We start from the raw sequence: 19,006 nt of genomic DNA, 5'->3' as shown, positions 1-19,006 counted from the left end.
GTTTTGATTTTGCTTTTATGCTTTCGCGAAAGCGTAAAAAACATCTTAAAATACGCATCGAAAAAAGGCATCTCTTTTTTCCACAATATGTTAATAACTTCAAGGGTTTAGAGAGGTTTTAGAGCCTATTCTGGAGTCCCTTTCTTTATATTTGTTTTTAGACAATTTAACTATTAAAATATGAGCGACGACGCTAAGAAGAAAGAGTACTCGGCAGACAGTATTCAGGCCCTTGAGGGAATGGAGCACGTACGTATGCGTCCATCGATGTACATCGGTGATGTGGGTGTAAGAGGATTACACCACTTAGTATATGAGGTTGTAGATAACTCTATTGATGAGGCTATGGGTGGCTATTGTGACGCCATAGATGTAACTATAAATGAAAATAACTCTATCACGACTAGAGATAATGGTCGTGGAATCCCAGTAGGGCTTCATAAAAAAGAAGGTGTCTCTGCCCTTCAGGTTGTAATGACCAAAATAGGTGCCGGAGGGAAATTTGATAAAGATTCATATAAAGTTTCTGGAGGTCTTCACGGTGTTGGGGTATCTTGTGTAAACGCATTATCTAACCACTTAAGAGCTACCGTTTACAAGGAAGGTAAAATCTGGGAGCAAGAATATGAGCGTGGTAAAGCTATGTACCCTGTAAAAGTTATAGGTGATACAGACTTTACTGGTACAGAAGTTACATTCTTACCAGATGACAGTATTTTCCAGCAAACTACAGAATATAGTTATGATACACTAGCATCTCGTTTACGTGAGTTAGCATACCTTAATAAAGGAATTACGATTACGCTTACTGATAAGCGAGTTAAGAATGAGAAAGGAGAGCATGAAACAGAGACTTTCCATAGTAAAGAAGGACTTTCTGAATTTGTACGCTTTCTAGACGGTAACCGTACTCCTATTATAGGTGAGGTTATCTCAATGGAAGGTGAGAAAAATGGTATCCCTGTTGAAGTAGCCATGATTTATAATGACAGCTACGCAGAGAACTTACACTCTTATGTAAATAACATTAATACACACGAAGGAGGAACACACCTTGCTGGTTTCCGTCGTGGTCTTACAGGATCGCTTAAAAAGTTTGCTGATGCATCTGGTATGCTAGACAAACTTAAGTTTGATATTGCTGGTGATGATTTCCGTGAGGGACTTACTGCTATTATTTCTGTAAAAGTAAGTGAGCCACAATTTGAGGGGCAAACTAAAACAAAATTAGGTAACCGCGAGGTTACCTCTGCAGTATCTCAGGCCGTTGCCGAAATGATTGAGATCTACATGGAAGAAAATCCGAATGATGCCAAAATCATCGTTCAGAAAGTAATTCTAGCTGCACAAGCACGTCACGCTGCAAAGAAAGCACGTGAGATGGTACAACGTAAAACGGTAATGAGTATAGGTGGTCTCCCTGGGAAACTATCTGACTGCTCTGAAACAGATCCTACGCTTTGCGAAGTATTCCTTGTCGAGGGAGACTCTGCAGGTGGTACTGCAAAACAAGGACGTGATCGTGAGTTTCAAGCTATCTTACCATTACGTGGTAAAATCTTGAACGTAGAGAAAGCTATGGTTCACAAAGTTTTTGAAAACGAAGAAATCAAAAACATTTTTACAGCATTAGGTGTAACTATAGGTACTGAAGAAGATAGTAAAGCGCTTAACTTATCTAAACTACGTTATCACAAAGTAGTCATCATGTGTGATGCCGATGTAGATGGTAGTCACATTTCTACCCTGATACTTACTTTCTTCTTCCGCTACATGAAGGAGCTTGTAGAAAATGGTTATGTATACATTGCCACTCCTCCACTATACTTAGTAAAGAAAGGTCAGAAAAAGCAATACGCTTGGAATGATAAAGAGCGTGATGCCATCGCAGATTCTATGGGAACTCAAGGAGTATCTATACAACGTTACAAAGGTCTTGGAGAGATGAATGCAGAACAATTATGGGATACAACAATGAATCCTGAGTTCCGCACATTACGTCAAGTTGCCATAGATAATGGTACAGAAGCAGATAGAATATTCTCTATGCTTATGGGTGACGAGGTACCACCTCGCCGTGAGTTTATAGAAAAGAACGCTATTTATGCAAACATAGACGTTTAACAAAACTCTTATATTTTATTACAATGGTCCTGAGATAATTTCTCAGGACCATTTTTTTTTGAAGTAATTAACACCTCTCTGAATCTAAAGACCTGTGCATCGTATTACACTCGATTTTACAGCCAACTATCCAAGTACCCAACAATACTCAAGATTTTAAAACTCGGCAATTAAACAGACAAAAAACACTTAATTATCGATAAAGCGCACATATTACTATTCGCATTATATTCGTTTTTGAGTTTCCTAGTGAATTAAAAGCTATGTCTATATTTACTCTCGAAAGGGATATTTTTAGATTATTTATAACATATTTCTGCTAATTTCTTAAGATTAGATGTAGGGGTTTAATTGGATAGAGATTAGCAACCTATAAATCCTTGCTATTTTATAGCAAGGATTTTTTTTGTCATATCACAGTCAAACTCCACCTAACTGCATAGCCCGCAAATCTATTGCTTGGACAACATAAAATTCTATTTAAAAGCCGTTAACAAGCACTTATCTTCGATGAATTGCTTAAAACTTAAAATTATCGGGCAGCGCTAGTGATCATTTATTCAATACAATCCAGCCCCTTATTTTTGTAATGCAGCATAACAACTGTCACATTTACACTATTATAAGTTGGGTATTTAAAATAGTTTAAGAGTGAAAAACGAGCGATTATTATTTGATTCATTTGGATTGTGAATTTCCCCGCTTGTTCATCCCCGTTTCTCTATGAGAAGCGGGGATTTTTTTTGTTGGTTAACATACATTTAGCGTCAGAGCTCACGATAAACGAGAGAGTTATTGTATTTTCGCAAAAGCGTAAAAAGCTATTAAAATCATACTATAAATCCTTAAAATTACATCCATATGAAAGTTACTGTAGTCGGTGCTGGAGCCGTAGGAGCCAGTTGTGCAGAATACATTGCAATCAAAGATTTTGCAAGTGAAGTTGTCTTAGTAGATATTAAAGAAGGTTTTGCCGAAGGTAAAGCAATGGACTTAATGCAAACTGCTTCGTTAAACGGGTTTGATACAAAAATCACAGGTACTACTGGTGATTATTCAAAAACTGCTGGTAGTGATATCGCAGTAATTACTTCTGGAATTCCTCGTAAGCCAGGAATGACTCGTGAAGAACTTATCGGGATCAATGCAGGTATTGTAAAAACAGTTGCCGCTAGCCTTGTAAAAGAATCACCTAATGTTATTCTTATCGTTGTTTCTAATCCTATGGATACAATGACTTACCTAGCACATAAAGTAACTGGACTTCCTAAAAACCGCATTATCGGTATGGGTGGAGCACTAGACAGCGCTCGTTTTAAGTACCGTCTTGCCGAAGCTCTTGAAGCTCCTATCTCAGATGTAGATGGAATGGTAATAGGTGGGCACTCAGATAAAGGAATGGTACCTCTTACACGTCTTGCAACTCGCAACAGTGTACCTGTATCAGAATTTATTTCTGAAGACAGACTTACACAAGTAAAAGAAGATACTAAAGTAGGTGGAGCAACGCTTACTAAACTTCTAGGAACTTCTGCTTGGTATGCACCAGGAGCTGCAGTATCTGGACTTGTACAAGCAATTGCTTGTGATCAAAAGAAAATTTTCCCTTGTTCTGTACTCCTTGATGGAGAATACGGTCTTTCTGATCTTTGTATCGGAGTACCTGTAGTATTAGGAAGAAACGGAATTGAAAAAATAGTTGAAATCAACCTTAGTGATGCAGAAAAAGCGCATCTAGCAGAAAGTGCTGAAGGTGTTAAAGCAACAAATGGTCTATTAGAGCTATAATATAACCTCTATAACTCTTTAAAAAGCCTGTTACTTCAATGTAGCAGGCTTTTTTTTTACGCTTTCGCGAAAGCGTAATCATCTCAATATTATATATCTTCGGATAATACATTTTTATATGAAAACACAACTATTCCTTTTGTGCCTACTCCTAAACTTATCTTCTTGTATAAGTATAAAACCTAAAAATAACTTTGAGATTTACATCACCTCACAATCGCAAGAGCTTACAACACAACATCTAGAAACCATAAAAAATAGACTAGATCCGTCTAGTGTTGATGTTATAATTGATACCGAAAGTAACCACCAAGCACGTATAACCTTAAAGACAAACACAACCGAAGACTATATAAGAACCCTACTCGAGACACCTGGCTCCCTGGCATTTTACGAGACCGCATCAATAAAACAAATAATGCCTACTATTATAGACCCATATACAGCAGAGCTTAACCCTGAAAGAGACCGGAGTATCAAACATTTTAATGAAGTATTTATGGCTTCACCACCTAATATCACACCATTTATAGGAATAAGCAATATAAAAGATACAGCACTTGTAAACCGTACATTACACGCAGAAAAAGTACAATCATTATTAGAAAAAGAAAATCTCAATGTGAAATTTGTTTGGGGTATACCAGATACTAGTGATAACATAACACTATACGCACTTGTACTCAATCCATCTGGAAAACCAGCAATGCACGGTAATTTTGTAGAGAATGCAAGGCAAACATTTTCTCAAATAGGAAAACCAACCATAAATATTGCTATGAACCCTAAAGCTGCTAGAGACTGGGAAGACCTCACTAGACGAGCTGCTACAGATAGGTTTGCAATTGCCATTGTGATAGATAATCAAGTACATGCTGCACCTATGGCAATCGAAGCGATTACTGGTGGTCTAACCGAGATAAGTGGCAATTACACGGTAGAAAGTGCACAAAGCCTTACACAAGTAATTTCTACTAATGTCATTCCGCAATTAGAAATCACAAAATTTATTACAAATAATAATTAACTCAGCTTGATAAGTATTATTTACGCTTTCGCGAAAGCGTAAATACACACATCAAACCTTCCTCCTTATACGTTTATCATGCAACTTAACATATCATTATAATGACACAAAAATTATTGGGTACTACCTCTGAGAATCCTATATTTGCGTGTTTGATGAAAACAGAAATCTAGACGCAAAACTGCAATAGATGATGTTTTATAATTAAGTGTGTGAGAAATAAGTGGTTCATAAGTGCTTTTATAATTGCCCTTGCTATCGTAAGTATAAGCATGGAGCAACGCACTGCGCCTAATCAGGAAATAATTATTACATTTTCTGACACTGAGGCAAACCTTTCTCAATCTGAACATGCCATCACATTAGTAAAAGACAAGCTGAGCTCGCTTGAAGTTGATAATATTAAAGTAGAGCAACTTGATAATGGATCTTTAAAAGTATCATACTACAGTACTATTGATGTTACGGATATAAAGAACAAATTATCACCTACCTCATCACATACTGTTTATAACCTTGAGAAAGATAACTCAGATATACCAGAAGAAAACGAGCTCGGTCATTATGAGCTTGACGTTTATAAAATACAAGACAGCACAGACATGGAAGGTGCTGCTGGAGTTCTTGTTGAGTCAAAATCTGAGTCTACACGTTCTTCTACCGTAAAAGTATATGCTAGCCTTCACAAACTAAGTGAGCACGTAGTTAAAACTCAAACACAAACTGCTTACAACAATCACAAGAGAAGTGATGTTGCTTTCACTAACTCTTTCTACAACATACCTGAAACAAGGGCCGGCCCCTTTGCATAAGGCATAACAACATTAGCTAATGCAAGACTTGCTCTAGCTAATTGCTTTTATCACAAAAGCAATCCCACAGATTACAATACCAATCACTTTACATTAATTTCAACATGATAATCACACACCGATGTGCTGTTTATTATATTGATACAAACACACTAAAATGCAAAACAAAGGACTCATTAGATTTTTTGCGATAATTTTTGGTCTGGTATGTTTATACCAACTATCATTTACGTATTTCACAAACAAAACAGAAGACGAAGCTAAGGCTTACGCGATCTCTCAAGCACCAGAAGATGCAGACATGCAGGATGTGGTAGAGCGCGCATACTTAGATAGTATAGGAGCAAATCCTATTTTTGCTGGTATCACTTATAATGATGCTAAGGAAAAAGAACTTAACAAAGGACTGGATCTTAAAGGAGGTATTAACGTAATCCTTCAGATCTCTATCCGTGATATCTTAGGTGGTCTTTCTAATAATAGTACAGATCCAGCTTTTATAGCTGCATTAGATGCTACAGATGAGGCACAAAAAGATAGCCAGAACACATACTTCGAAGATTTCGTATCTGCATTTGAAGCGCAAGGAGGACAACTAGCGTCTCCAGATATCTTTGCAAACGTAATTCTTAATGAAAAAGTAGATACAGGAATGAGCAACGCAGAAGTTGCTAGTGTTCTTGAAACAGAAATCAAAGAAACAATAGGTTCTGCTTTTGAAACGTTACGTAATCGTATTGACAAATTTGGAGTAACACAACCTAACATCCAGTCTCTAGGAGATAATGGACGTATTCTTGTTGAGCTTCCAGGAGCAAAAGATATTGACCGTGTAAGAGGTCTTCTTGAAAAGACAGCACAATTGGAGTTTTACCAAACTCACTATGCTGGAGATGCACTCAACTACTTAATAGGAGCAAATGAAACACTACGTGGACTTGTTGCTAGTAATGAAGAGAAGCAAGAAGCTGCAGTAGCTCAAGACAGTACTCTTGATGATAATGTATCTGATTTACTTAAAGATGCAGATGAGGAAGAGGCAGAACAAGATTTTGGACCACTTTTCAAAATATTTAGCCCTAACCAACTAGCGGTTCAAAATAGCGCAACTCCAACTATAGGATTTGCTGCTGTAAAAGATACAGCAACTATCAACTCTTACTTAAGAAACCCATCGGTTATAAAGCAGCGTCCAGCGACTTTACGTTATGCAAAGTTTGCTTGGGGAGTTCCTGAAGAAGAAGGAGCAGATATCGTAGCACTTTATGCACTTGAGTCTAACAGACAAGGTGCTCCATACATGGACGGTGATGTTGTAAACGACTCACGCCAGCAATTTACACAAACTCAACAACCTGCTGTAGGTCTTGATTTTGAAGGACAAGGTGTAAACCAGTGGGCAAAAATGACTCGCGAAGTTGCACAAAAAGGAAACGCTATTGCAATTGCACTAGATGGAAATGTATACTCTGCAGCATCAGCTCGTCAAGAGATTAAAGGTGGTGCGACAGAAATCTCTGGAAACTTTACAGTAGCAGGAGCACAGGATCTTGCAACAGTATTAAACGCAGGTAGACTTCCTGCATCTGCAAAGATTATTCAAGCAGAAGAAATTGGACCATCATTAGGTAAAGAAGCTATTGATTCTGGAATCTTATCATTCCTTATCGCACTAGCACTAGTATTAGTATGGATGGTATTTTACTATGGTAAAGCTGGTGGATTTGCAGATATTGCTCTTGTAGTAAACATCCTTTTCATCTTTGGAGTACTTGCAGGTCTTGGAGCTGTACTTACACTTCCTGGTATTGCAGGTATCGTACTTACTATAGGTATGTCTGTGGATGCAAACGTACTTATCTTTGAGCGTATCAAAGAAGAGCTACGTAAAGGAAAATCTCAAAAAGATGCGATTAAAGATGGTTTCAACAACGCACTTTCATCTATTCTTGATGCAAACATCACTACATTCTTAACGGCACTTATCCTTTTCTTATTTGGAACAGGACCAGTACAAGGATTTGCAACTACACTTATGATAGGTATTGCAACTTCATTATTCTGTGCAATTTTCATTACTCGTTTATTCATTGATGGATATGGTAAGAATGGAAAATCACTTGAGTTTGCTACTTCTATGACTAAAGGTCTTTTTGTAAATAACAATATCGACTTCTTAGAAAAACGTAAAATTGCTTATGCTATCTCTGGTGTACTTATCGTAGGTGGTCTTGCTGCTTTACTTACTGGCGGCCTTGATACTGGTATTGACTTTGTAGGAGGTCGTACATATACTGTACGTTTTGATCAACCTATGAATGCACAAGAAGTAGAAGATGCACTTGTTGCAGATTTTGGAAGTGCAGATGTAAAAACTTTTGGAGCAGATAATCAATTAAAGATTACTACAAAGTACCGTATCGATGAGACAGGTACAGATATTGACGCTCAGGTTGAGCAACAATTATTTACTTCACTTACTCCTTACTTACCTACTGGAATGACGTATGCAGCATTTGCAAAGTCTACAGATGATAAGCAAGTAGGAAAAATGGAGTACTATATGGTAGGACCTACGATTGCAGATGATATTAAGAAAGGTGCACTTTTTGCAGTTATCGGATCATTAATCGTAGTATTCTTATACATCTTATTACGTTTCCGTAGATGGCAATTCTCTCTTGGAGCTGTAGCTGCAGTTTTCCATGATGTATTATTAGTGTTAGGAGTATTTGCAGTCTTGAAAAACATCATGCCATTTGACATGGAGGTAGATCAGAACTTTATTGCGGCAATTCTTACCGTAATTGGTTACTCTCTGAATGATACCGTGGTAGTTTTTGACCGTATACGTGAGTATATTAAAGAACACGGATCTACTAGAGGATTTGGTAAATTAATTAACCAAGCACTTAACAGTACATTAAGCCGTACGCTTAATACCTCTGTAACTACGTTAATCGTACTTCTAGCGATCTTCTTCTTAGGAGCTCCATCTATTAGAGGATTAATGTTTGCACTTATTGTAGGTGTAATCGTAGGTACATATTCTTCACTATTTATCGCAACTCCTGTAATGTTTGACACAGTACAGAAGAAAGGATTAAAGGAAGAAAAAGAAGAGGAAGAGCTTGAAGCTTAAACCTAATATTTTTACAAAAAAACCCGTTACTTTTAAGTAGCGGGTTTTTTTTATATCTAATATGTCCGAGGTTCTTAGAAAATTTTATAATTACGCTTTCGCGAAAACGGACATAGCTATTTACAATTCATTTATCATAATAATAAAAACCTAAGAAGCTTATAATGGAGAATTAAAAAAAACAAGTCAAACCTTAATGTAATAAATTAAAATTTTTATCGTCATTGTAATGTAATCAGATCTATAATTATGAAAAACACGCTTCTACTCCTTATTATAATATTTACTTCAGTAGCTTATTCTCAACAATTACCCGAGAAGCCTATTCATATACCATTTACACAAACAGCTGGCGGTCATATTATCATCACTGCAACAATAAACGGAATTAATGGGAATTTTATTTTTGATACTGGAGCAGGAATGAATTTACTCACAAAAAAATTTGCAGATAAAATCACTGATCTTAAAAAAACTCAACACTTCCATACTGGTCATCGTGCAACAGGCGAAGAAATAGTTTCTGATATTCACATAGGAGAATCTCTTAATCTGGGTGGTTTAGTACTTGATAATGAAAAGTTTGCAATTTATGATTTTGAGTTTCCTCTAGATGGACTTATATCCCTCACTCCCTTTTTACTTAATCAGATCACTATAGACTTTAAAAACAAAAGATTAACTATAGAATCTTCAACATCATTACAGGTACGAGTAGATAATCAAGATTTTGAAATGCCTTTACTCATTCATAATGATAAAGATATTACTATAGGTATCGCAACACATGTCTTAATAAATGATAAACTTTCATTACTAGTAAATATTGACAGTGGTGCTGGTTTTAATGTATATCGATTTAACTCTAGATATATAGATACACTCGGGCTAGTAGCGGACAATTTAAAAAGTGAGTACAAAAATAGCTCATTTAAACCCGAAAGCGGAAATACTTTTTACTATGCCACATTAGATTCATTGAGCAACATTGCCAAAAATACTTCTGTAAACGATATTAAGGTATCATTTGTAGAAGGTCTTATTTATGAGGGTATTATGGGAGTTAATTGGCTAGGTGAGATCATCACTATAGATATGAAAAATAAGAAGTTTATCGTCCAGAAATAAGGCATTAAAACAAGTAACTAAGTACTTCTTACTAAAAATCAGCGATCTCGTGTAGTTTCTTAAGGAATATTTAAATACTTATGTGTTTGTAAGCTCACCTTCCACTTCGGGTTTTTCATCACGTAATCTACAATGAGCGGCACTATTTTATCACGCACAGACCATTCTGGTTGCAAGTATAGAATACAGTCCTCCCCTACTTGCTCTGCGTGTTTCTCTGCAAAATCAAAGTCAGATTTATTAAAGATAATCACCTTTAGCTCATTTGCTTTTTCTAAAACAGACGTTTTAGGTAGCATTAGCTTTTTAGGAGAAAGACAGATCCAATCCCAATCACCAGAAAGCTCGTAAGCACCAGAAGTCTCAATATGAGTCGTAAGACCTAGTGACTTTAACTTTTGAGTAAGCGGGTTCATATCCCACATAAGCGGCTCACCACCTGTTACAACTATAGTATCAGAATACTTTGCTGCATTTTCGGCAATGGTATTTGCGTTTGTAGGAGGATGAATCGCAGCATCCCAGCTTTCCTTAACATCACACCAGTGGCAACCCACGTCACATCCGCCCACTCGTATAAAGTAGGCAGCCGTTCCTTTATGGAATCCCTCTCCTTGTATGGTGTAAAATTCTTCCATAAGCGGAAGCATCTCACCAAGGTCTATTTGTGCTTGTAATGAATCTAAGGCCTGTTTTGTCATAGCGTGCAAAGATAAAGAATACAACTAGATTTAAAACCATCCATTGTGAGAGTCTGTTTGAGGTTAACATATGTTGCGTATAGGTTGGATTTAATTACGCTTTCGCGAAAGCGTAACCGCGATATGCATTGCCACAAATAGCACTAAGACTAACATCTCGTAAGTGCATAATATGTATTTTTTTTAAAAATAACTCACAACTCTCTTTCGGCGAAAAAACTTAATTACACTCACCTAACTATCGTAGTTTTTGAAAGCGCTTCCTACTGTTGTAATGAACATTTCTCCCTTAAAATCATTATTTTTAGACAAGCAATAGTTCTTCAAGAAAACAGGCTATATGAAGTATGAAAACAATCTCGCTTTCGCGAAAGCGCAAGATGAAAAAGATCCACTTAAAGAGTACCGTGACCGCTTCTACATACCAGTAGACAAAGAGGATAACGAACTTATCTACCTCTGCGGAAACAGTCTAGGCTGCCAGCCAAAATCTGTCGCACAATACATCGAGCAAGAACTCAATGACTGGGCAAATCTGGGTGTTGAAGGGCATTTTAAAGAAGAAACTCCGTGGATGTCTTATCACGAGGAACTCGCAAAACCTATGGCACACATCGTAGGTGCAAAACCTAGTGAGGTAGTGATAATGAATACGCTCACGACAAACCTTCACTTGATGATGGTTTCGTTTTATAATCCTACGCCATCACGTCATAAAATCATTATAGAAAGCGACGCTTTTCCATCAGATAAGTATGCGGTAGAAAGTCAGATACGCCAGCGTGGATACGATCCAGAGACGAGCCTTATACTATGGCAACCTCGAGAAGGAGAAGAATTATGCCGTTATGAAGACCTAGAAGCACTTGTAAAAGAACACGGCGACGGCGTTGCGCTTCTTTTAATTGGTAACACAAACTATTATTCTGGACAGTGCTACCCTATTAAAAAAATCACTGATTTATGTCACAACAACGGCAGCAAAGTAGGCTTTGACCTTGCACACGGCGTGGGTAATATTATGCCAGACTTACACGAGAGCGGTGCAGATTTTGCCGTGTGGTGTACATATAAATACCTCAACAGCGGCCCAGGAAGTCTAGGTGGATGCTTTGTACACGAGCGCCACCATACAGATAAAAACATACAGCGCTTTACGGGCTGGTGGGGACAAAATAAGGACACACGCTTTAATATGCGCAAAGGCTTTGACCCAATTCCAACTGCCGAAGGCTGGCAATTATCAAATCCTCCTATCCTCAGTATGGCAGCTGTAAAAGCGAGCTTAGATATTTTTGAGGAAGCTGGTATGAGCAACATACGTGCAAAATCTGAAAAACTCACTGGTTACCTGGAGTTCTTAGTAAACGAACTCAACAATGAGCATATCGCTATTATCACACCTAGCGATCCAGCGCAACGTGGGTGCCAACTAAGTATTCAAGTAAAAAATGCCGATAAGAGTTTACACAAAAAACTAACCGAAGCAGGAGTCATCTCAGACTGGCGTGAGCCAGATGTAATACGCGTCGCTCCAGCACCGCTTTACAATAGTTATCAAGACGTATTTGAAATGGTAGAACGACTCAAAAAGATACTGTAATGTATATCCCTGAGATTTATAAAAATGAAAACCCAGAAGAGATACGCAGTTTCTTAAAAGAGAATGCTTTTGGGATCCTTGTCACAAATCTTGATGGAAAATCGTGTGCGACACACATCCCTTTAGAATTATCAAAACGCCCAGACGGCACCGAAATCATACACGCACACATCTCAAAAATGAATGAGCAAGTTGCTCACCTCAAAAATGGCGCAGAGGCGCTCTGTATTTTTAATGGACCTCACAGTTATATTTCGGCTAGTTGGTACGACTTTGAAGAAGTATCCACTTGGAACTATACGGCCGTACAAGTGAGAGGTATTGTGCGTTTACTAGATAAGGAGGGTGCTTATAAATCCATCAAAGCATTGATGGATAAGTATGAAGCACCGCAAAAAAAACCTATCGATATGGATGCGCTTTCTGAAAAGACATTGCGACAAATAAACGGCGTCGTGGCATTTGAGATTGAAATTACGAGTGTTGAAGCTGTAAAAAAGATGTCACAAAACAGAAACGATAAAAATCACGCTGCTGTAGTATCTAGCTTACGCGAAAATGGAACTCCAAACGACAAAGCCGTCGCAGACGAAATGGAGTGCTTGAGAAATAAATAACATTCAAACAGTACTAACGGAGAGATCACGCTAGTACTCACAATATAATATGGCAAAACAAGAACACATACTCATTATAGGCGCAGGCCTTTGCGGTTCGCTTCTAGCATTACGTATGGCGCAACGTGGTTATAAAATCACCTTGATGGAAAAGCGCCCAGACCTAAGAGCCGTACATCAAGATGCTGGTAGAAGTATAAATCTCGCCTTATCAGATAGAGGTTTAAAGGGAATACGCCTTGTAGGTCTTGAGGATCGAGTAAAGGATTTGTGCATCCCTATGAATGGAAGGATGTTGCACGACAAAGAAGGCAACACCCTTTTTAGCCCATATTCTGGACGTACAGATGAATACATAAATTCTATCTCACGTACAGACCTCAACATTATGCTACTCAATGCCGCAGATGAGTATGACACCTTACAAGTTCACTTTAACCAGGCGTGCACAAACGTAGATCTTAAAAAAGCTACGGCAACCTTTACAGATTATCACACAAAAGAAGAGCAAACCATCACTGCAGATATTATTCTAGGAGCAGATGGTGCAGGATCTGCAGTGCGTAAGAGTATGTATATGAGTCGTGACTTTTTATTCAGCTTCTCGCAAGATTACTTAGGTCACGGTTATAAGGAACTCACCTTTCCTCCTGCCGAAAATGGCGGTTACCGTACCGAAAAAAATGCCTTACACATCTGGCCACGTGGTCGTGATATGATCATTGCTTTACCTAACCTAGATGGGAGTTTTACTGTCACGCTATTTATAGATTATGAAGATGCACCAGATAGTTTTGCATCGCTAGATAGCCCAGCTGCAATTACAGAATACTTTACAAGACAGTTTCCAGACGCTATCCCTATGATGCCAGAACTGGTAAAAGAGTATGAAGAAAATCCTGTAGGGCCGCTAGGTACTATAAAATGCCACCCGTGGAGCGCCTTTGGAAAAACGTGTATACTAGGAGATGCGGCACACGCCATTGTTCCATTTTATGGGCAAGGGATGAATGCTAGTTTTGAAGATGTGGTAGTTTTTGACGAGACGCTAGATGCATTTGGCGATCAAGGATGGGAGAAGGTTTTCAAAGAATTTGAAAAAACCAGAAAACCAGATACAGATGCCATTGCAGACCTTGCCGTAGATAACTTTCACGAGATGAAAGAACACACGGCTCACCCTATGTTTCAAGAAAAGAGAAAGCTAGAGACACAATTTGAGAAAGAATTTCCTACGGAGTATTACTCAAAATATAGTTTAGTAACTTTCAACGAGGCGATAGGATACAAAGAGGCAATGACCCGCGGTAGAGCACAAAACAAGGCTATTTTAAACCTACTGGAAGACGGATTGCTACCTGATTCTCTTTCGCTTAAAGCGAAATTAAAAAAAGTACAACAGGCTACAGAAGACATCTTGCACGACGATGCCATAGCCGGAAACATATAACAAAATCATATACTTATGAGTGATAAAGATTTAGACCTACGTTTACAAGGCGATCCTTTTAATGAAAAGAAAGTGACACCTAGAGGAGCTTATCCTCATATTAAAAGAGCTGGAGACTTTCTATTTGTCTCGGGCACCAGCAGCCGAAAAGCAGATAATACTTTTGCTGGCGTACACGTGATAGACGAGATGGGTACGATGCACCTTGATATCAAAGAGCAAACCAGAGCCGTACTAGAAAACATCAAGAAAACACTCGCAACCGCAAATGCCACGATGGAAGATGTGGTAGATGTCACATCGTTTCTTGTAAATATGAATGATTTTGGCGGTTACAACGAAGCCTACGGAGAGTTTTTTAATAAAGAAACTGGCCCTGCAAGAACCACCGTAGCCGTACACCAGTTACCACACCCACATCTAGTGGTCGAGATTAAGGTGATGGCTTATAAGCCGATTGAAAAATAGAAGCAATGTCCCTTCGAGCGCAGTCGAGAAGACTTCTTTAAAAGAACAATCGAGAAGATGTCTTTTCAAGAAAAAGCCGAAATGACGTCATTTCAAAAGCAGTCGAGAAGATGTCCGTTCGAGCGCAGTCGAGAACTCAATGAACCTAACCTAATGAAAACCTATTACGTCTATATGCTCAAATGCAATGACAACCTGATTTATACAGGTGTTACAAATGATATAGCAAGACGTTATGAAGAACATCAACAAGGACGAAATAAGAGTAGCTTCACATACAAGCGTCGCCCAGTTACATTGATTTGGGACGAAGTGTTTAATGATATAGAGCAGGCTATTGCCTTTGAAAAGAAACTCAAGAAATGGAGTTCAAAGAAGAAATTGGCTCTCGCATCTGAAGATTACGATATGATTCAGGCTTTAGCAGAATGTAGGAATGCGAGTCATTTTAAATATAATCCTGACAGTTAGTTCTCGACTGCGCTCGAACTGACAAAGAAAACTCGACTGCGCTCGGACTGACAGGAGAAATTCAGAGCCAGAACCAGAATTAGTTCTCGACTGCGCTCGAACTGACAGGGAAACTCGAATGCGCTCGAACTGACAGGAGAAAAATGTAGAGATCCAACTGATAAAAAAGATAATGAACATCAAAAACTACATAAACGGCGACTATAAAAACCCAGCATTAAATGATTGGTTAGATAATTATGAGCCAGCTTCTGGCGAGGTATATGGGCAGATTCCTAATAGTAGTGCGCAAGATATTGAGGAAGCTACCGCTTTCGCGAAAGCGGCATTCCCGCAGTGGTCCAGCACCACACTTGATGAGCGCAGTCGCATCTTGATGAACATTGCAAGTGGCATTGAAGCTAAACTTGAAGAACTCGCTCAAGCCGAGAGTCGCGATAATGGGAAACCGGTTTCACTAGCAATGGCTGTAGATATTCCTAGGGCGGCGAGTAACTTTCGGTTTTTTGCAAATGCGATCACTCAGTTTTCGGCAGAGAGTCACGAGAGTGTGGGAATGAACGCAATGAATTTTACCCTGCGTAAACCCATAGGCGTGGTGGGATGCATAAGTCCGTGGAATTTACCGCTGTATCTCTTTACCTGGAAAATCGCTCCTGCTATAGCCGCTGGTAATTGTGTGATTGCAAAACCTAGTGAAGTCACTCCTATGACGGCCTACCTGCTAGGTGAGATTTGTACGGAGGCCGGACTTCCTCCTGGTGTTCTCAATATTGTACACGGACTGGGACACACAACAGGACAAGCTATTTTAGAACATAAAGATATCAAGGCGATAAGTTTTACGGGAGGTACAAAAACGGGAGCGCATCTCGCAAAGACGTGTGCACCTATGTTTAAAAAATTATCACTTGAACTAGGTGGTAAAAACCCCAACCTCATTTTTGCCGATTGTAATTATGAAGATATGCTTGCCACAACCGTGAGAAGCTCCTTTGCAAATCAAGGGCAAATCTGTCTCTGTGGAAGTCGCATTTTTGTAGAGCGATCTATTTATGCCCAATTTAAAAATGATTTCATTTCAAAAGTCGAGGAGTTAGTCGTGGGACATCCATCACAAAAAAGCACAAACCTAGGAGCACTCGTTTCAAAATCACATCTTGAGAAAGTAGAAGATTATATTCACAATGCACAGACTTACGGAGGCACTGTCCTTTGTGGTGGTAAGCGAGTAACCGTTGCAGGATATGAGAATGGCTATTACTTAGAACCTACGGTTATTGAGGTGGACAGTAATGACTGCAAACTTAACCAAGAAGAGATTTTTGGACCTGTGGTGACAATAATGCCCTTTGACACCGAAGAAAAAGCCCTTGCACTAGCAAACGGAACAAAATACGGACTCTCTGCAACAGTTTGGACTCAGCAACTTGACAGAACAATGCGTTTAAGCAATGCACTTGAAGTTGGTATTGTCTGGGTGAATACGTGGATGAATCGAGATTTGCGCACACCCTTTGGCGGAGTGAAAGCTAGCGGCGTAGGCCGTGAAGGCGGCTTTGAAGCACTCCGATTTTTTACTGAGGCAAAGAATGTTTGTATAAAATATAATTAGAAAATAAAATCAGAGCTCACTCGGACAGATTACTTCGCTACGCTCGCAATCACATACTATGAAACTAAACCTAACTAATAAAAACGCCCTCGTCTGTGGCTCTACAGCAGGGATCGGACTAGCAACCGCAATGGGTCTAGCAGAAGAAGGTGCAAACGTAACCCTTGCTGCTCGTACAGAAGAAAAGCTCAAAAAAGTTATCGCTCAGTTACCTAATAACGGCTTACAAAAGCACAGCTATGTGGTGGCAGATTTTACAAGTCCGCAGGAGGTGGCAGCTGCTGTTTCGGCAACGGGCAATGTGTATCACATATTAATCAATAACACGGGTGGCCCTCCAGGTGGACCTATTGTGGATGCAGATGTTACCGCTTTCGCGAAAGCGTTTACACAACACCTACAAACCAATCATCTATTAACACAAACCGTACTTCCAGGGATGAAAGCCGAAGGATATGGACGTATCATTAACGTGATTTCTACCTCTGTAAAGCAACCGCTAGATGGTCTAGGCGTGAGTAATACGATACGTGGTGCCGTGGCAAACTGGAGTAAAACAATGGCAAATGAGCTAGGGCAATACGGCATCACCGTAAACAACGTACTTCCTGGCGCAACCGCTACTGGCAGACTCTCTGAGATTATAGAAAACAAGGCAAAAAAGACCGGAAAATCTATAGAAGAGGTATCGCAAACTATGGCAAACGCTTCACCAGCAAAACGTTTTGCAAAGCCAGAAGAGGTAGCAAATGCTATTGTTTTTCTTGCTAGTGAAGCCGCTTCATTTATTAATGGAATAAATGTCCCTGTAGATGGAGGACGCACTAAATCGCTGTAATAAAAAAGTATTTATTATTAAGCCAATCTATAATTTGTACATTTAAGAACTAACTAATAGTACTCACACCTGTGAGCATTTACAATGACCAAAAAGAAACTTCGTATAAACGGCCACTCTCACCTACTTCCCTATCCAGAGGAGATTCCTCAGTTTATGAAAGACAAAGGGATTTTTTGGGTAGACAAGGATCGTAAATTTATGCTTCAAAAAGACTGGAGCAGACCCGTTACAGATTCTAGTTTTTTCCTTCATGAAAAGCTTGAATGGATGGAGCGCAACAAGGTAGATCACGCGGTGGTACTTAACCTCTCGCAACTTTATGGAAACGGACTGCGTCTAGAGGAAATGAAGAAAGCATTGAAGTTTCAAAACGACTTTAATGCAAGAGTACAGCAAGATCACCCAGATAAGTTTACCACAGGGTTTGTAGTGCATCCAGGTTTTGTGAGAGGCGCACTATGGGAGATAGAGCGATGTGTAGAAGTGCTAGGCATGGATTTATTATGCCTTCCTACGCACTACATGGATACCATTGGGACGTGGCGTTGTATTTTTGACGAGGAAAATGAACCTATTTTTGAACTTGCGAGTAAATATAATCTTGCCGTAGAAATTCACCCGTATGACGGCGAGAAATTCATAAAATTACAAAATACAAGTTGGCGTTTTCATCTTATATGGATGCTTGCTCAATGCGCAGATGCTTACCACTTTCTAACGCTTAATGGTTATCCAGATAAATATCCAGGCATGAGAGTATGCTTTGCTCATGGAGGCCAACTAGCACAAATAAATTTAGGTCGTAGAATTCAAGGTTTTGATGGAAGGCCAGATCTTTTTGAAGGAAAAACGCACCCTCGTAAATCTGTGGGACACCCTAACATCTTTTTTGACACCTTAGTGCATGACACTAACAGCTTGCAGATGGTTATTGAAAATCAAGGAGCCAAGCAAGTTGTGATGGGCCTTGACGATCCTTACCCACTGGGAGAAATGGAAAGTGCCAACCAAAGTAGTTATCCTGGTAAAATACTTGACCTTGCTCTCGAACGCAAGATCGTCAACTCGGCAGAATATGATGCTATCTGGGATGATAATGTTGTGAGATGGCTTTATGGTGATGATGAGAAACGTAAAGAAGCCTTTAGAAAACGTATTTTAAAGGAATAAAGGAGCAGCGTTTTGAACGCTATGTTTATAATCCTTTAAAGAGTGAGTA

At 39.1% G+C, this 19,006-nt stretch carries 15 protein-coding genes; 14 read left to right on the top strand and 1 reads right to left on the bottom strand.

What is annotated here, in order from left to right:
- Window positions 1–180 precede the first annotated feature (180 nt).
- From gyrB to ACJJVU_RS05620, 6 genes are all read left to right on the top strand, one after another.
- Window positions 181–2,124: a DNA topoisomerase (ATP-hydrolyzing) subunit B gene (gene gyrB, locus ACJJVU_RS05645; RefSeq protein ID WP_298328644.1), complete on the top strand. Its 1,944-nt coding sequence runs from the start codon at window positions 181–183 to the stop codon at window positions 2,122–2,124.
- A gap of 861 nt (window positions 2,125–2,985) precedes the next feature.
- Complete coding sequence (gene mdh / locus ACJJVU_RS05640) at window positions 2,986–3,912, top strand: malate dehydrogenase (protein ID WP_405223160.1); 927 nt, start codon at window positions 2,986–2,988, stop codon at window positions 3,910–3,912.
- Between the two features lie 118 nt (window positions 3,913–4,030).
- Entirely contained in the window at window positions 4,031–4,939 is a 909-nt protein-coding gene (locus ACJJVU_RS05635; RefSeq protein WP_405223157.1) for a SecDF P1 head subdomain-containing protein, read from the top strand.
- 212 nt (window positions 4,940–5,151) lie between these two features.
- Complete coding sequence (locus ACJJVU_RS05630) at window positions 5,152–5,751, top strand: hypothetical protein (RefSeq protein WP_405223154.1); 600 nt, start codon at window positions 5,152–5,154, stop codon at window positions 5,749–5,751.
- Window positions 5,752–5,908: 157 nt separating this feature from the next.
- Window positions 5,909–8,893, top strand: coding sequence for a protein translocase subunit SecDF (gene secDF, locus ACJJVU_RS05625; RefSeq protein ID WP_405223152.1), 2,985 nt, complete (start codon window positions 5,909–5,911; stop codon window positions 8,891–8,893).
- Between the two features lie 249 nt (window positions 8,894–9,142).
- The gene (locus ACJJVU_RS05620) at window positions 9,143–10,021 is read left to right on the top strand and encodes an aspartyl protease family protein (protein ID WP_405223149.1); all 879 of its coding nucleotides are present in this window, start codon (window positions 9,143–9,145) and stop codon (window positions 10,019–10,021) included.
- A gap of 59 nt (window positions 10,022–10,080) precedes the next feature.
- On the opposite strand, the gene ACJJVU_RS05615 is transcribed toward ACJJVU_RS05620, so the two are convergent.
- Entirely contained in the window at window positions 10,081–10,722 is a 642-nt protein-coding gene (locus ACJJVU_RS05615) for a 7-carboxy-7-deazaguanine synthase QueE (RefSeq protein WP_298328661.1), read from the bottom strand.
- 340 nt (window positions 10,723–11,062) lie between these two features.
- Between ACJJVU_RS05615 and kynU the strand changes: the two genes are divergently transcribed.
- From kynU to ACJJVU_RS05575, 8 genes are all read left to right on the top strand, one after another.
- A complete protein-coding gene (gene kynU, locus ACJJVU_RS05610; protein WP_405223146.1) occupies window positions 11,063–12,325 on the top strand; it encodes a kynureninase in 1,263 nt (420 codons plus the stop codon).
- Window positions 12,325–12,942: an FMN-binding negative transcriptional regulator gene (locus ACJJVU_RS05605; protein WP_405223143.1), complete on the top strand. Its 618-nt coding sequence runs from the start codon at window positions 12,325–12,327 to the stop codon at window positions 12,940–12,942. Before kynU ends, ACJJVU_RS05605 begins: the two co-directional genes overlap by 1 nt.
- A gap of 49 nt (window positions 12,943–12,991) precedes the next feature.
- The gene (locus tag ACJJVU_RS05600) at window positions 12,992–14,392 is read left to right on the top strand and encodes an FAD-dependent oxidoreductase (protein ID WP_405223141.1); all 1,401 of its coding nucleotides are present in this window, start codon (window positions 12,992–12,994) and stop codon (window positions 14,390–14,392) included.
- A 15-nt stretch (window positions 14,393–14,407) separates the two neighbouring features.
- Window positions 14,408–14,860: a RidA family protein gene (locus tag ACJJVU_RS05595; RefSeq protein WP_298352069.1), complete on the top strand. Its 453-nt coding sequence runs from the start codon at window positions 14,408–14,410 to the stop codon at window positions 14,858–14,860.
- A gap of 174 nt (window positions 14,861–15,034) precedes the next feature.
- Window positions 15,035–15,331, top strand: coding sequence for a GIY-YIG nuclease family protein (locus tag ACJJVU_RS05590; protein WP_405223137.1), 297 nt, complete (start codon window positions 15,035–15,037; stop codon window positions 15,329–15,331).
- Between the two features lie 172 nt (window positions 15,332–15,503).
- A complete protein-coding gene (locus tag ACJJVU_RS05585) occupies window positions 15,504–16,946 on the top strand; it encodes an aldehyde dehydrogenase (RefSeq protein WP_405223135.1) in 1,443 nt (480 codons plus the stop codon).
- A gap of 58 nt (window positions 16,947–17,004) precedes the next feature.
- Window positions 17,005–17,784: an SDR family oxidoreductase gene (locus ACJJVU_RS05580; RefSeq protein WP_405223132.1), complete on the top strand. Its 780-nt coding sequence runs from the start codon at window positions 17,005–17,007 to the stop codon at window positions 17,782–17,784.
- An 84-nt stretch (window positions 17,785–17,868) separates the two neighbouring features.
- Entirely contained in the window at window positions 17,869–18,957 is a 1,089-nt protein-coding gene (locus tag ACJJVU_RS05575) for an amidohydrolase family protein (protein ID WP_405223129.1), read from the top strand.
- Window positions 18,958–19,006: the final 49 nt, after the last annotated feature.

The organism is Dokdonia sp. Asnod1-B02, from assembly GCF_045063955.1.
Lineage (GTDB): Bacteria > Bacteroidota > Bacteroidia > Flavobacteriales > Flavobacteriaceae > Dokdonia.
This window is presented reverse-complemented; position numbering and strand designations above follow the sequence as displayed.